The sequence below is a fragment of the Tistlia consotensis USBA 355 genome, from assembly GCF_900177295.1.
GTDB classification, from domain to species: Bacteria; Pseudomonadota; Alphaproteobacteria; order Kiloniellales; family DSM-21159; genus Tistlia; species Tistlia consotensis.
The window spans coordinates 57,608-71,513 of the sequence record NZ_FWZX01000008.1 but is presented as its reverse complement, the minus strand read 5'-3'; the positions used below and the strand labels follow the sequence as shown (position 1 = coordinate 71,513).

The following is a 13,906-nucleotide window of genomic DNA, read 5'->3' as shown; positions in this document are numbered from 1 at the left end:
CGGGACGGGCAGCGCGACGCCGGCGCGCCTAGGCCATCGCCTCGGACGGCACGGCGTTGATCGCCTCTTCCAGGTCGTAGAAGGTCGGCTGCAGGCGGCTCGGCACGTTGCCGCGGCCGATCTCGACCGAGACCTGGGCCGCATGGCCGTGCAGATGCGCGGTGATGGTATCGCGGATGATGGCGTAGAACTGCCCCTCCTCCTCGATGATCTCCTTCAGGCGCGAGGCGACCGGGCCGACGATGCCGTAGGCCATGAAGACGCCGAGGAAGGTGCCGACCAGCGCGCCGCCGATCATCTCGCCGAGGATCTCGACCGGCTGGTCGATCGAGGCCATGGTCTTGATCACGCCCAGCACCGCGGCGACGATGCCGAGCGCCGGCAGGCCGTCGGCCATGGTCTGCAGCGCGTCGGCCGACTTGATCGATTCGGCGTGGTGCTTCTCGAGCTGGCGCTCCATGTAGTCCTCGACCTGGTGCGGGTCGTCGAGGTTCATGGTCACCATGCGCAGGGTGTCGCAGATCAGCGCGGTCACGTGGTGGTCGCCCGAGATCTTCGTGAACTGGGTGAAGATCTTGCTCTCGTCCGGCTTCTCGATGTGCGGCTCCAGGCCGACCACGCCCTTGGTCTTCATGACCTTGGTCAGCATGTACATGAGGCACAGCAGGTCGCGGTAGTCGTCGCGGCCCCACTTCGGCCCCTTGATCATCTTGCCGAAGCCGCCGAGGCCCTTCTTGACCACGTCCATCGAGTTGGCGACCAGGAACGCGCCGACGGCAGCGCCGCCGATGGTCATCAGCTCGAGCGGCATGGCGTGCATCACGATGCCCAGGTTGCCGCCACCGATGATGTAGCTGCCGAACACCATGATGAACACAACGACGATGCCGCCGATCGATAGCATGGAAATCGCGCGCCTCTGCTTGTCGCGAAGGACTGGCCTGGATGCGCGAGTGTTGGCCGGCGCCGCTTAATTTTCCCTAAACCGCGCCTCCGTCCGGACCGCGCGGCCCGCCGCGGCGGTGCGCCCGCTCAGTCCTTGGGCACCGGCCGGGGCCGGCCGCTGTCGTCGATCGAGACGTAGACGAAGATGCCCTCCGTCACCTTGACGTTCTCGTCGCCGAAGCGGCGCCGGGCCCAGGTCTGGATGCGCACGGCAATCGAGGTCGTGCCGACGCGCTCGATCCTGGCGTAGCAGGACACCAGGTCGCCGATCATCACCGGCTTGTGGAAGCGCAGCGCCTCGACCGCGACGGTGGCGATCCGGCCGCGCGCCAGGGCGCTGGCCGGCACCGCGCCGGCGAGGTCCATCTGGGCCAGCACCCAGCCGCCGAAGACGTCGCCGTTCGGGTTGGCGTCCGCCGGCATGGCCAGGGTGCGCAGCGCCGGCTCCTCGGCCGGCGGGATCTCCAGTTCGGCCTCGGGAGTCGCGCCACTTCCACTAGATCTTGTCATGCATCCCCTCTCGCCCACAGCATCTGCTTGCTGCGGCTTCCTCCGGCTCCCTATAATGCGGGTCATGGCCGATCTCTTCCAGAATCTCGCGAAAACCGACGACAGCTACAGCGCCAAGGACATCGACGTCCTCGAGGGCCTCGAGCCGGTGCGCCTGCGCCCGGGCATGTACATCGGCGGCACCGACGAGCGTGCCATGCACCACCTGGTGGCCGAGCTGGTCGACAACTCGATGGACGAGGCGGTCGCCGGCCACGCCAGTCGGATCGAGCTGCAGCTCGAGGCCGGCAACCGGGTCACGGTGCGCGACAACGGCCGCGGCATCCCGGTCGACCCGCACCCGAAGTACCGTGACAAGTCCGCCCTGGAAGTCATTCTGACGACGCTGCATTCGGGCGGGAAGTTCAGGAAGAACGCCTACTCGACCTCGGGCGGCCTGCACGGCGTCGGCCTGTCGGCGGTGAACGCTCTGGCCTCAGAGCTCGTGGTCGAGGTCGCCCGCGACCGGCAGCTCTTCTCCCAGCGCTACGCCCGCGGCAAGCCCCAGACGCCGCTGCAGAAGCTCGGCCAGACCCAGAACCGGCGCGGCACCCAGGTCAGCTTCGTGCCGGACAGCGAGATCTTCGGCGAGCAGTCCTTCTCGCCGGCGCGCCTGTTCAAGATGGTGCGCTCGAAGGCCTATCTCTTCCGCGGCGTCGAGATCCGCTGGTCCTGCGCGCCCGAGCTGCTCGGCGCCAACGACAAGACGCCGGCCGAGGCGACGCTGCAGTTCCCCGGCGGCCTCAAGGACTTCCTGGCCACGGCCCTGGGCCAGCGACGCAGCCTGACCGGCGAGCCCTTCGCCGGCGAGGTCAAGTTCGCCGACGGCGTCGGCAAGGTCGAGTGGGCGGTCGACTGGCCGGCCGACGAGGAGGGCTTCGCCAGCTCCTACTGCAACACCATCCCGACCCCGGAAGGCGGCAGCCACGACCAGGGCCTACGCGGCGCCCTGCTGCGCGGCCTCAAGGGCTACGGCGACCTGGTCGGCAACAAGAAGACGGCGCAGGTCACCGCAGACGATCTCCTGGGCGGCGCCTGCACGCTGTTGTCGGTCTTCATCGAGCAGCCGCAGTTCCAGGGCCAGACCAAGGAGAAGCTGGCCAGCCCCGAGGCCCAGCGCCTGGTCGAGTCGACGGTCAAGGACCACTTCGACCACTGGCTGACCGGCCATCCCGAGCGCGCCCGCCTGCTGCTCGAGCGAATCGTCGAGCGCGCCGAGGAGCGCCAGCGCCGGCGCGCCGAGAAGGAGATGAGCCGCAAGACGGCGACGCGCAAGCTGCGCCTGCCCGGCAAGCTGGCCGACTGCAGCCGCACCGCCGCCGAGAACACCGAGATCTTCCTGGTCGAGGGGGATTCGGCCGGCGGCTCGGCCAAGCAGGCGCGCAGCCGCGAGACCCAGGCGATCCTGCCGCTGCGCGGCAAGATCCTGAACGTCGCCAGCGCCTCGTTCGACAAGCTGAAGGCCAACCAGGAGGTCCAGGACATCGGCCAGGCCCTGGGCTGCGGCACGCGCGGCTCGTTCGACGTCGACAAGCTGCGCTACGAGCGCATCATCATCATGACCGACGCCGACGTCGACGGCGCGCACATCGCCAGCCTCTTGATGACCTTCTTCTACAAGGAGATGCCGGGCCTGATCGAGAGCGGGCGGCTCTACCTGGCCCAGCCGCCGCTCTATCGCCTGAGCCAGGGCGGCAAGGTACTCTACGCCCGCGACGACGCCCACCGCGAGGAGCTGATGGCCACCGAGTTCAAGGGCCGCGGCAAGGTCGAGATCAGCCGCTTCAAGGGCTTGGGCGAGATGCCTGCGGCCCAGCTCAAGGAGACGACCATGGACCCGAAGCGCCGCACCCTGCTGCGCGTCGTGGTCAACCAGGCCGCCTCGCTCGACGACCCCGCCCTCGGCCTCGCCGAGACCGCCGAGCGGGTCGAGCAGCTGATGGGCCGCAAGCCCGAGCTGCGCTTCGCCTTCATCCAGGAACACGCCCGCTTCGTCGAGGCCGACACGCTCGACGTGTGAGGCGGGGCGTAGAATTCAGCATCATCCCTCGGCGATCGCCGCCGGCAGGAAACCTGCCGTCAGGTCGAGCAGATCCAATCCCAGCAGCTTGCAGATCCGCCTCGCCGTGCCGAGCGAAACGTTGGTGAAGAACTCGTCGTCGTAGGCTTCGACGTCGTAATAGCACGACGACGAGAGGACGCACTGCCGGGCGCAGAACTCGTCGTCCAGCCCGAGGCCCTCCCTCGCGCTTCGAATGACCTCTCCGACAGGACGCGCTGGAACCATCGGCTCACTCCACATCCCCACGCATGCCAGCCCGCAACAGGGCTCAGGTTCGCCCCTTCGACACCAGCCTGACGCCCGGCAGGTTCTCGAAATGACGGTCGCAGGTCAGCAGATCCGCGCCGTGAGCCAGCGCCGTCGCGTAGACGATGGCGTCCGCTGTGGCGAGCTTGTGGCGGGCACAGAGCTCGGCCGCCGAGAGCGCCGTCGCCGTGTCGAGCTCTGCGATTCGGCAGGTCTGGGTGAAGGCGATGACCTGGTCGGCCTTTTCCTCGCCGGCCTCGCGGGTCAGCCACTTGACGAGTTCGAGCTGCACGATGGTCGGAACCAGCCAATCCGAACGGTCTGGGATCTCTGCCGCCAGCACCGCCCCCGTCGGCGAGGCGATCAGCCATTCGACCCAGGCCGAGGTATCGACCAGTCGCATCAGTAGCGGTCCGAGCGGTCGCGGTAGCCCTCCGGGTTTGCGCCTTTGGCCAGGCCGGCGAGGTCGCCGACCTTCGGCACCGGCACCAGCAGCACGCCTTCGCCCTTCGGTATGAAGGCGAACTCCTGACCTGCCTTCCAGTCGCGGGCCGCACGCACGGCCTTCGGGATCGAGATCTGGAACTTCGACGACAGGCGCGCAGTCTCCTTGCTCGGCATCTTTCCAATCCTCGATCGATGGAACGATCGTAAGATAATATCCGTGAGGTCCCGTGGAAACCCTGGCCGGACAACACTCGGCCAACAATGGCATCCGACGATCCGCCTGCGACCGCGCGGGCCGTTGCCGGGGGGCGGGCGGCGCCCCATCTCTGGGGGTCGTCCCCTGCCTGTCACGGTGAGCACGCGACCATGAAGCCCCTCTCCCGCCTTTCGGTCCTGGCGCTGGCGACCCTGTCGGTTCTCGGCCTCGCCGGCTGCAGCAGCGGTCCGGTGAGCGGCCCGGCCTACGTCTACGACGCCTACGACCTCTCGGTGCTGAACGGCCCGGCGGCGAACGGCGGCATGGCCGCCTACCTGTCCGGCGAGCCCTTCCCCGGCCAGGAGGCAGCGCTGAAGCGCGTCGTCGACCGGGTCCTGACCGACCACCGCTTCGGCGCGCGCTTTCCGGTCACGACCGATCCGTCGCCGGCCCTGAAGAAGGCCGCCTACAAGGTCGTCCTGGTCTTCGACCCGCCGGTCAAATGGGACGAGTACGCGGTCTGCAAGAACGGCGAGCTGCCGAAGAGCATGGGCCGCCAGGGCGAAGGCATCACGGTGCTGGCGATCTTCTGCGAGGGCTTCCGGCGCATGACCTCGACCCAGGGCTATGTCCCGGCGGCGACCTCGCCCGACGACCCGCGCTTCGTGGCGCTGATGAAGCAGATCACCCTGGATCTCTTCCCGCCGATCCGGCCGACCGGCGACAGGAACAGCAACATCGAGCTGAGCGCGCTCAGCGGCGCCGGCGCCTTCTGAGTCCGGGTCCGCGGGCTCAGCCCGCGGCGGGCAGCCAGCTCGTACGCGGCGTGCCGGCCCAGGCGCCGGCGACGGGTCGCGACAGGGCGCGATCGGCGTCGACCAGCTCGGCGGCGACCGGCGCGACCGAGGGCCGCTCGGCGACCCGCCGCCACCAGTCGGAAAGCGCCGCGTGCGGTTCCAGCGGCGGGCCGGCCAGGCGCTGGCCGTAGAGCACCTGCAGGAAGACCGCGATGTCGGCGACGCCGAAGGCGCCGCAGAGATGCTCGCGGCCCTCGAGCCGGCGATCGAGCGTCTCGTACTGCCGCGCGATCGCCGGCAGCGCCTTCGCGGCCTCGGCCTCCCAGGAGTCCCAGAGCGCCGCGTCGGCCGGCTTCGGGCCCGGCCGGTGCATCAGCGCGCGGACCGGCGGCAGCATGACCTCGTCGGCGTAGAGCTCGAGCTGGCGGCAGCGCGCCCGCTCGGCCGGCCCGCTCGGATAGAGCGGCGGCTGCGGATAGGCGTCCTCCAGGTACTCGAGGATCACCGTCGAGTCGTAGAGGGTGAGGTCGCCGTCGAGCAGCACCGGCACCTGGCCCTTGGGATTCGCGGCCAGCACGTCGGGATGCTTGGGGGCGTAGCCGCGCTCCTGGCTGAACGGCACCATGACCCTCTCGAAGGCCAGGCCCTTCTCGGCGAGAGCGATCTCGACCTTGCGGGCGAACAGGCTGAGCGGCGCGGAATAGAGCTTCATCGGACCCTCCTGCGTATCGGCCGCCGGATCCTAGCGCCGGCGCAGACAGGGCAGGTCACCGAAAGTTGACGTGCCTCGGCCCGGCGGCGTCGCCACACCCTGGGAGCGGCCCCCCGCCACCGCCACCGCCGCCGCTCAGGAGGCCAGACGTGAAGCCCCGATCCAGCACGCCCTCCCCCGCCCCGTCCAATCCCTATCGGCTGTCGTCGCTGAGACGGCGCGGCGCCCCGCTCGCCCTCGCCGGCATTGCCCTTGCGGTCGCGGCCGTCGTCGCCTGCTTCGCCTATGCCGGCGGCTGGCTGTCGCCCGACCGTCTGACCCAGGCCAAGGTCATGGCGGCCTTCGACGCCGCCAACGGCGTCCATCCGGGCTTCCGCCGCAACCACGCCAAGGGTCTGTGCATCGCCGGCAGCTTCGACAGCAACGGCGCTGGCGAGCGCCTGTCCAGCGCTGCCGTGTTCCAGCCCGGCCGGACGCCGGTCGTCGGCCGCTTCGCCCTCGCCGGCGGCCAGCCCTTCGCCGGCGACGCGACCGGCACCGTGCGCAGCATGGCGCTGAGCTTCCGGCCGGCCGGCGGCGGCGAGTGGCGCACCGGCATGAACGACATCCCGGTCTTCCCCTTCAGGGGTGCGGCCGCCTTCACCGACCAGCTGGTCGCCTCGCGGCCGGACCCGGCGACCGGCAAGCCCGACCCGGCGCGCCTGCAGGCCTTCGTCGCGAGCCATCCCGAGACCGCGGCGGCGCTGGCGCTGATCAAGGCACGCAGCGTCACCTCCGGCTTCGCCGACGACAGCTACAACAGCCTCGATGCCTTCCGCTTCGTCGATGCCCAGGGCCGCGCCACGCCGGTCCGCTGGTCGATGGTCGCGGCCGGGCCGGTCGTCGCGGCGACGCCGGCGGAGGCATCGCCCGACGATCCCAACTTCCTGTTCGACGCCATGATCCGCCGCGTCGCAGAGGGGCCGGTGCAGTGGCACCTCGTGGTCACCCTGGGCCAGCCCGGTGACCCGACGGACGACGCGACGCTGCCCTGGCCGGCCGGGCGGGAGCGGCTCGACCTCGGCACCCTGACGATCGACCGGGTCGAGGCCGAGGCCGCCGGCAACTGCCGCGACATCAACTTCGACCCGCTGGTGCTGCCGCCCGGCATCGCGCCGACCGACGACCCGCTGCTGAGCGCGCGCTCGGCCGCCTACGCCCGCTCCTTCACCCTGCGCGCCGGCGAGCCGAAGCAGCCGAGCGCGGTCCAGCTCCAGGCCTCCGGCAAGGGATCGTGACCATGAACCGGCCCGCCCGCTTCCCCTTCGCCTCGCGCCTGCTGCACTGGGTCATGGCGGCGCTGATCCTGGCGATGCTGTTCATCGGCATCGCCATGGCCGCGTCGCTGACCGACTACCATCGCCTGGTGACGATCCACGAGCCGCTCGGGCTGCTGATCCTGGTGCTGGCCGCGGTGCGCGTGATCAATCGCCTGCTGGCGCCGCCGCCGCCGCTGCCGGCCGCGATGCCTCGGCCGATGCGGCTGGCCGCCCACGGCTCGCACCTGCTGCTCTACCTGCTGATGGTCGCGCTGCCGCTGGTCGGCTGGGCGATGCTGTCGGCGGCCGGCTATCCGATCCTGCTGCTGGGCACTGTCGAGCTGCCGCCGATCCTGGCGCCCGACGCCGGTCTCTACGCCCTGCTGCGCAGCGCGCACACGGTCCTGGCGCTGCTGCTCTTCGCGACCTTCCTGGGCCACCTGGCGGCCGCCCTGGCACACGCCCTGCTGTTCCGCGACGGGGTGTTCTCCAGCATGGCCGGCTTCGGCGGGCGCCGCGCGGCCGCCGCGCGGCGGATCAGGCCCCGAGCCAGCGCCTGAGCTGGCGGTTGGTCTCCTCGGGCCGCTCGAGCGGCGGCAGGTGGCCGCAGTCGTCGATCACGACGAGCCGCGAGTCCGGGATGCCGGCGGCCAGCTCGGTCGCGTTCTCCATCGGCGTCAGGGCATCCTGGCGGCCGACCATGACCAGGGTCGGGCAGCGGATGCCGGCGAGCCAGGGCCGGGCGTCGGGCCGGGTCATGATCGCGGTCTGCTGGCGCGCGAAGCCGTCGCGGCCGATGCGCTCGGCCTGGGCCATCAGGTCGCCGGTCAGGTCGGTGTCGCCGAGCCGCGCCTCGTGGATCAGCAGCGGCAGCAGCTTCGGCGTCACGCCCTTGAACTGGCCCTTGGCGGCGAGCTCCAGCAGGCCGCGCCGGCGCGCCGTGTTCTCGGGGCTGTCGGGCGCCGCCTTGGTGTCCATCAGGCAGAGCCGCTCGACCCGCTCCGGCGCCAGGTGTGCGACCGCGAGCGCGACGTAGCCGCCCATCGAGAGGCCGCAGAGGGCGAAGCGCCCGGGCATCATCTCGAGCACCGAGCGCGCCATGGCCTCGATGCTGTCCTGGGTCGAGAAGTCGGCGACCCGGATCTCGGCGAGGTCGGCCAGCGCCGCTTCCTGGTGGCGCCAGAAGGTCCGGTCGAGCAGCAGGCCCGGCAGCAAGGCGAGCGAAGTCTTGCCCGTCACGTGAATCTCACCCGTCACTTGGTCCCCGTCACTTGATCAGGTCCAGCAGGTCCCTGAAGGCCTCGTTGTCGGAGCGGCGCAGCCACTCGAAGAGGACCATCTCGCTGGTCACCGGCTCGATCCCGAGCGCGGTCATGCGCTGCAGGGCGACCGCGCGGTTGGCCGGGTCGCGCGAGCCCATGGCGTCGGCGACCGCGAAGACGGTGAAGCGCGCCTCGGCCAGCTCGACCGCGGTCTGCAGCACACAGACGTGCGCCTCCATGCCGCAGATCACGATCTGGCCGCGCCCGGCCTCGGCCAGCGCCTGCATGAAGTCCGGCTCGTCGGCGCAGGAGAAGGCGCGCTTGGCGATCCGCTCCTCGGGCCGCAGCAGCGCCGAGACCGGCGCGATCGTCGGGCCCAGGCCTTCCGGATACTGCTCGCTGGCCAGCACCGGCACGCGCAGCCGGCGGGCGCCGTGGATCAGCCGCACGACGCGCGCCTCGATCGCCTCGTGGCCGGCGACTGCCGGCGCCAGGCGCTGCTGCAGGTCGACGACCAGCAACAGCGAGTCTTCAGGATCGACGAGCATTTCAGTCTCTCCCGGCAATAAATCGGCAATTATTATTCGCTAGCATGCGCATAACACAGGCCCGTCCCCTGGCCAAGACAAGGCTTCCACCGGGCTTTTCCTTGACTTCCACGGTTGAACGCCGCATAGGAAGACCCACATCGAAGGCGTGGAAAAGGACGACCCGTCCGTCGCCTTCCAGATATATAGCTTCCCGGAGCAACATGACATTTGACGATCTCGGTCTCCGTCCGGAGACCCTCCATGCGTTAGCCGATCTCGGCTACCAGACCCCGACTCCGATCCAGGAAAAGGCCATCCCGATGGTCCTGATGGGTCGTGACGTCCTCGGCGTCGCCCAGACCGGCACGGGCAAGACGGCCGGCTTCACCCTGCCGATGATCGATATCCTCGCCGAAGGCCGTGGCCGGGCGCGCATGCCGCGCTCGCTGATCCTGGAGCCGACGCGCGAGCTCGCCGCCCAGGTCGCCGAGAGCTTCGACCGCTACGGCAAGTATCACCGCCTGACCAAGGCCCTGCTGATCGGCGGCGAGTCGGTGAAGGACCAGCAGACGGTGCTGCAGCGCGGCGTCGACGTGCTGATCGCCACGCCCGGCCGCCTGCTCGACCTGTTCGAGCGCGGCCAGATCCTGCTGGCCGACACCAAGCTGCTGGTCATCGACGAGGCCGACCGCATGCTCGACATGGGCTTCATGCCCGACGTCGAGCGCATCGTGAACCTGCTGCCGCCGCTGCGCCAGACGCTGTTCTTCTCGGCAACCATGGCGCCGGAGATCCGCAAGCTCGGCAACAAGTTCCTGCACAATCCCAAGGAGATCTCGGTCGCGCCGCCGGCCTCGCCGGCCGCCACCGTGGCCCAGCGGGTGCTGCACTGCCACAGCGACCCCAAGGCCAAGCGGGCAGCCCTGCGCAGCCTGCTCGATGCGGAGAAGGACGAGATCCAGTCCGCGCTGATCTTCTGCAACCGCAAGCGCGACGTCGACCTGGTCTACAAGTCCCTGAAGCGCCACGGCTACGACGCCGAGGCCCTGCACGGCGACATGGCCCAGCCGGCCCGCGTCGAGACCCTCAAGCGCTTCAAGAACGACGAGATCCGCCTGCTGGTCTGCTCCGACGTCGCGGCGCGCGGCCTGGACATCCCGCGGGTCAGCCACGTCTTCAACTTCGACGTTCCGATCAACAGCGAGGACTACGTGCACCGCATCGGCCGCACCGGCCGCGCCGGGCGCAGCGGCAAGGCCTTCATGCTGGCGACGCGCAACGACGAGAAGCTGCTGGCCAACCTGCACAAGCTGATCGGCGCCAAGATCGAGGAGATCGCCTCGCCGACCGGCGAGACGGTCGAGACGCCGGCCCTTCTGGAAACCAGCGAGGCCAAGCCACGCCGCAGCCGCGGCAAGCGCCGAAGCGGCCGCGACGAGCCGCGCGAGGCCCGCGAGCCCAGGCAGCCGGCGGCCGAGCCGATCGAGGCCGAGGCGATCGAGGCCGAGACGGTCGAGACCGGGGCCGCCCCGCAGCCCGAGCGGGCCGTCGCCAAGCCGGCGGCCGAGGGTGGCCGTCGCCGCAAGGCGCGCGCCGAGCCGGCGCGCCGTCGCCGCGACGAGTCGCACGACGACGAGGCCTCGCCGGTCGGCGACACGCCGTTCGGCGACCATGTGCCGGCCTTCATCCTGCGCGAGGTCCCGGCGGCCGTGCTGGAAGGCTGATCGGAGCCCGGCGCGGGCGACGGCGGAAAGCGGGGGCCGTCCGGCAGCGGGTGGCCCCTTTCTCGTCCGCGCCCGCACCCTTATGATGGCGGGGCCATGCAGACCATCTTCGTCCAGATCAAGTGCCAGCTGGGCCGCGCCTATAGCGTCGCCGACGACCTGGTGCAGACCGTCGAGCAGGTCTCGGAGGTCCATTCGACCTCCGGCCAGTACGACCTCATGGTCAAGTGCTACCTCGAGGACGGCACCGACATCGGCCACTTCGTGACCGAGCACATCCAGACGCTGCCCGGCATCCAGGACACCTTCACGCTGATCGCCTTCAAGGCCTTCTCCTGACGTTTCCTCTCGAGCGATCCGGTGATCCAGACTCCGCCTTCACCCGGCGCCCCGTCGATCCCCGACCCGCTCGAGCCGGACGCCTTCCGGGACCTGCTCGGCGACGGCCGCCTCGGCCAGCTCTACGACTACTGGGAGAGCAAGCGGCCGCCCGGGGGACTGCCGGCGCGCAAGGCCATCGAACCGAGCGAGCTGACCCGCCTGCTCCCCTGGATCTACCTGCTGGAGCCGGTCGAGGGCGACGTCAAGGTACGCCTGGCCGGGACCCGCATCCGCGAGCTGTTCGACCGCGAGCTGACCGGCCAGGGCCTGGTCGGGGCGCTGCCGACGCCCTGGTCCGACAACGCGGCACGCAGCTACGCCACCGTCGTCGGGCAGAAGCGCGGCTGGCTGACCGTCGTCGAGTCGCGGCTGCACGACGGGCGGATCCTGCCCTATCGACGCCTGTCGCTGCCGCTCTCCAGCGACGGCGTCGTCGTCGACCGGGTGCTTGGCGGCGTCGACTGGGACGAATGGCTCGTCGGCTCCCGCAACTTCTTCGAGGTCTACGACGAGGCCGTCAGCCGCAAGCGCCGGGAGGCCTGCTGCCGCTTCCTGTGAACCGGAACGGAGCCGGCGCCGCGGCCCGCGGATCGCAGCATTCGGCCTTGCCTCCCATCGCCAATTGGCGCAAGGCAGGCTGCGGGGCACGTGCTGTTGGGGGGATCGGATCGCGATGAGCAGGATCCTGGTGACCGGCTTCGAGGCCTTCGGCAACACGCCGGTCAATCCGGCCGAGCTGGTGGCGCGGCGCCTGGACGGTGCCGAGATCGGCGGCGCGGCCGTGGTGGGGCGCATCCTGCCCAACACCTTCTTCACCTGCATCGAGGTCGTGCGCGCGGCCATCGCGGAGCTGCGGCCGGAGGCCGTCGTCATGCTGGGCGAGTACGGCGGCCGCGCCATGCTGACGGTGGAGCGGATCGCGCAGAACCTCAACGACTGCGCCCGCTACCGCCTGCGCGACAACGCCGGCCGCGCGCTGCAGGGCGAGCTGACCGTGCCGGGCGGGCCCGTGGCCTACTACAGCACCCTGCCGATCCGCGCGATGGTCCGAGCGATGCGCGACGCCGGCGTCCCCGCCGACATCTCCGACGCCGCCGGCACCTTCTGCTGCAACCACCTGCTCTACGGCATCCTGCATCATGCCGCGGTGGACGGCCTCGCGCTGCGCGCCGGCTGGATCCACCTGCCCCACCTGCCCGAGGTCGCGGCCCGCGAGGAGAACCTGGGCGCGCCCAGCATGTCCCTCGAGACGGCGGCCGCGGGGGTCGAGGCGGGCATCGCCGCCATCCTCTCGCACCCCCAGGACAGCGACGATCCGATCGTCTCCCGCCTGCAGATCTAGCCCGGATCGGGACCCGGCGGGTCGTGAAGCGATTCCGTCGGGTCGCGATCTGCACTAGAGTGCCGGGCGCGCCGCTTCGGAGGGCTCCGGCGGCGCCAAGGAAGCAGAGAACAGGGTTCGAGGGGAGACACCGATGAAGTTGCGCATGACCGCGCTGGCCGCCGCGACGCTGGCGGCCCTGCCTCTTGTCGCCGGCGCGCCGGCGAAGGCCGCCGATCCGGTCAGGATCGGCATGATCACCACGCTGTCCGGCGGCGGCTCCGGCCTCGGCATCGACATCCGCGACGGCTTCAAGCTGGCGGTCGACGAGGAAGGCGGCAAGCTGGGCGGCGTTCCGGTCGAGCTGATCGTCGACGACGACGCCCGCAAGCCCGACGTCGCGACGGAGCTGGCCAACCGGATGGTCGAGCGCGACCACGTCCAGATCATGACCGGCATCGTCTGGTCGAACCTGGCAATCGCCGTGGTGCCCAAGGTGACCCGCGCCGGCGTCTTCTACATCAGCCCGAACGCCGGGCCGTCGCTGCTCGCCGGCAAGGGCTGCAGCCCGAACTACTTCAACGTCGCCTGGCAGAACGACAACCTGCACGAGGCGATGGGCCAGTACGTCCAGGACAAGGGCTTCAAGAAGGTCTACCTGATCGCGCCGAACTACCCGGCCGGCAAGGACGCCCTGGCCGGCTTCAAGCGCTACTACAAGGGCGGCGTCGCCGGCGAGGTCTACACCCAGCTCGGCCAGACCGACTACGCCGCCGAGATCGCCGCGCTGCGCGACGCCAAGCCCGACGCGGTCTTCTTCTTCCTGCCCGGCGGCATGGGCATCTCCTTCATCAAGCAGTACGCTCAGGCCGGCCTCAACGGCCAGATCCCGCTGTTCGGTCCGGCCTTCTCCTTCGACCAGGGCATCCTCGGCGCGGTCGGCGAGGCGGCGCTCGGCGTCGTCAACTCCTCGCAGTGGAACAAGGACATCGACAATGCCGCCAACAGGGCCTTCGTCGCCGGCTTCCAGAAGGCCTACGGCCGGCTGCCCTCGCTCTACGCCAGCCAGGGCTACGACGCGGCGCGCCTGATCGCCTCGGCGCTGAAGAAGACCGGCGGGGTCGCGGACAAGGACGCCTTCCGCAAGGCGCTCGAGGCCGCCGACTTCGACTCGGTGCGCGGCGCCTTCAAGTTCGCCAGCAACCACCACCCGATCCAGACCATCTACGTGCGCGAGGTGGTCAAGGAGGGCGACGTGCTGACCAACAAGATCATCGGCACCGCCTTCAAGGAGCACGGCGACGCCTACGCGGCCGAGTGCAAGATGTAGGACTGCGATGCCCCACCCTTTCCGTCATCCCGGGCGTTAGGCGAGCCCGGAAGCCCAGAAGGGCTTCCGGCTTGCGAGCCTTGCGACCCGGGATCCAGGGCCGTCC

The 13,906-nt window shown here is 70.2% G+C and carries 17 protein-coding genes; 9 read left to right on the top strand and 8 right to left on the bottom strand.

All coding sequences use genetic code 11. From position 1 onward, the window contains the following. Positions 1-28: 28 nt before the first annotated feature. Together motA and B9O00_RS12245 are read right to left on the bottom strand one after the other, a co-directional pair. Complete coding sequence (motA, locus tag B9O00_RS12250) at positions 29-904, bottom strand: flagellar motor stator protein MotA (RefSeq protein ID WP_085122970.1); 876 nt, start codon at positions 902-904, stop codon at positions 29-31. Between the two features lie 128 nt (positions 905-1,032). After that, complete coding sequence (locus B9O00_RS12245; protein WP_085122969.1) at positions 1,033-1,455, bottom strand: acyl-CoA thioesterase; 423 nt, start codon at positions 1,453-1,455, stop codon at positions 1,033-1,035. Positions 1,456-1,519: 64 nt separating this feature from the next. On the opposite strand from B9O00_RS12245, the gene parE reads away from it, so the two are divergent. Then, positions 1,520-3,514 (top strand): DNA topoisomerase IV subunit B, encoded by a 1,995-nt coding sequence (gene parE / locus B9O00_RS12240; RefSeq protein ID WP_089229688.1) that lies wholly within the window; start codon positions 1,520-1,522, stop codon positions 3,512-3,514. Positions 3,515-3,535: 21 nt separating this feature from the next. Here parE and B9O00_RS12235 read toward each other — a convergent pair whose 3' ends face one another. Genes B9O00_RS12235 through B9O00_RS12225 form a run of 3 tightly spaced genes read right to left on the bottom strand, consistent with a single transcriptional unit; the run spans position 3,536 to position 4,423 of the window. Then, positions 3,536-3,781 (bottom strand): hypothetical protein, encoded by a 246-nt coding sequence (locus B9O00_RS12235; protein WP_085122967.1) that lies wholly within the window; start codon positions 3,779-3,781, stop codon positions 3,536-3,538. Positions 3,782-3,824: 43 nt separating this feature from the next. Then, positions 3,825-4,205, bottom strand: a complete 381-nt coding sequence (locus B9O00_RS12230) for a type II toxin-antitoxin system VapC family toxin (protein WP_085122966.1) — start codon at positions 4,203-4,205, stop codon at positions 3,825-3,827. Next, entirely contained in the window at positions 4,205-4,423 is a 219-nt protein-coding gene (locus B9O00_RS12225) for an AbrB/MazE/SpoVT family DNA-binding domain-containing protein (protein ID WP_085122965.1), read from the bottom strand. Before B9O00_RS12225 ends, B9O00_RS12230 begins: the two co-directional genes overlap by 1 nt. 192 nt (positions 4,424-4,615) lie before the next feature. On the opposite strand from B9O00_RS12225, the gene B9O00_RS12220 reads away from it, so the two are divergent. Continuing rightward, on the top strand, positions 4,616-5,221 hold the full coding sequence (locus B9O00_RS12220; RefSeq protein WP_085122964.1) for a hypothetical protein: 606 nt from the start codon (positions 4,616-4,618) through the stop codon (positions 5,219-5,221). 16 nt (positions 5,222-5,237) lie between these two features. Here the strand turns inward: B9O00_RS12220 and B9O00_RS12215 are convergent, their stop codons facing one another. Next, positions 5,238-5,954 (bottom strand): glutathione S-transferase family protein, encoded by a 717-nt coding sequence (locus tag B9O00_RS12215; protein ID WP_085122963.1) that lies wholly within the window; start codon positions 5,952-5,954, stop codon positions 5,238-5,240. Positions 5,955-6,103: 149 nt separating this feature from the next. Between B9O00_RS12215 and B9O00_RS12210 the strand changes: the two genes are divergently transcribed. Together B9O00_RS12210 and B9O00_RS12205 are read left to right on the top strand one after the other, a co-directional pair. Continuing rightward, positions 6,104-7,231 carry a catalase family peroxidase gene (locus B9O00_RS12210; RefSeq protein WP_200808479.1) on the top strand — a complete coding sequence of 376 codons (1,128 nt, stop codon included), beginning with the start codon at positions 6,104-6,106 and terminating at the stop codon, positions 7,229-7,231. Between the two features lie 2 nt (positions 7,232-7,233). After that, positions 7,234-7,812: a cytochrome b gene (locus B9O00_RS12205; RefSeq protein ID WP_085122962.1), complete on the top strand. Its 579-nt coding sequence runs from the start codon at positions 7,234-7,236 to the stop codon at positions 7,810-7,812. Here B9O00_RS12205 and B9O00_RS12200 read toward each other — a convergent pair. Together B9O00_RS12200 and B9O00_RS12195 are read right to left on the bottom strand one after the other, a co-directional pair. Then, positions 7,790-8,491: an alpha/beta fold hydrolase gene (locus B9O00_RS12200; protein ID WP_085122961.1), complete on the bottom strand. Its 702-nt coding sequence runs from the start codon at positions 8,489-8,491 to the stop codon at positions 7,790-7,792. The genes B9O00_RS12205 and B9O00_RS12200 overlap by 23 nt on opposite strands. 28 nt (positions 8,492-8,519) lie before the next feature. Next, the gene (locus B9O00_RS12195; RefSeq protein ID WP_085122960.1) at positions 8,520-9,062 is read right to left on the bottom strand and encodes a hydrolase; all 543 of its coding nucleotides are present in this window, start codon (positions 9,060-9,062) and stop codon (positions 8,520-8,522) included. Between the two features lie 311 nt (positions 9,063-9,373). Between B9O00_RS12195 and B9O00_RS12190 the strand changes: the two genes are divergently transcribed. From B9O00_RS12190 to B9O00_RS12170, 5 genes are all read left to right on the top strand, one after another. Continuing rightward, positions 9,374-10,768 carry a DEAD/DEAH box helicase gene (locus B9O00_RS12190; protein WP_496196056.1) on the top strand — a complete coding sequence of 465 codons (1,395 nt, stop codon included), beginning with the start codon at positions 9,374-9,376 and terminating at the stop codon, positions 10,766-10,768. 96 nt (positions 10,769-10,864) lie between these two features. Beyond that, positions 10,865-11,107 (top strand): Lrp/AsnC ligand binding domain-containing protein, encoded by a 243-nt coding sequence (locus B9O00_RS12185; protein WP_085122958.1) that lies wholly within the window; start codon positions 10,865-10,867, stop codon positions 11,105-11,107. 21 nt (positions 11,108-11,128) lie between these two features. Next, a complete protein-coding gene (locus tag B9O00_RS12180; protein WP_085122957.1) occupies positions 11,129-11,707 on the top strand; it encodes a PAS domain-containing protein in 579 nt (192 codons plus the stop codon). A gap of 115 nt (positions 11,708-11,822) precedes the next feature. Next, positions 11,823-12,491: a pyroglutamyl-peptidase I gene (gene pcp, locus B9O00_RS12175; RefSeq protein ID WP_085122956.1), complete on the top strand. Its 669-nt coding sequence runs from the start codon at positions 11,823-11,825 to the stop codon at positions 12,489-12,491. Between the two features lie 133 nt (positions 12,492-12,624). Then, the gene (locus tag B9O00_RS12170; RefSeq protein WP_085122955.1) at positions 12,625-13,800 is read left to right on the top strand and encodes an ABC transporter substrate-binding protein; all 1,176 of its coding nucleotides are present in this window, start codon (positions 12,625-12,627) and stop codon (positions 13,798-13,800) included. Positions 13,801-13,906: the final 106 nt, after the last annotated feature.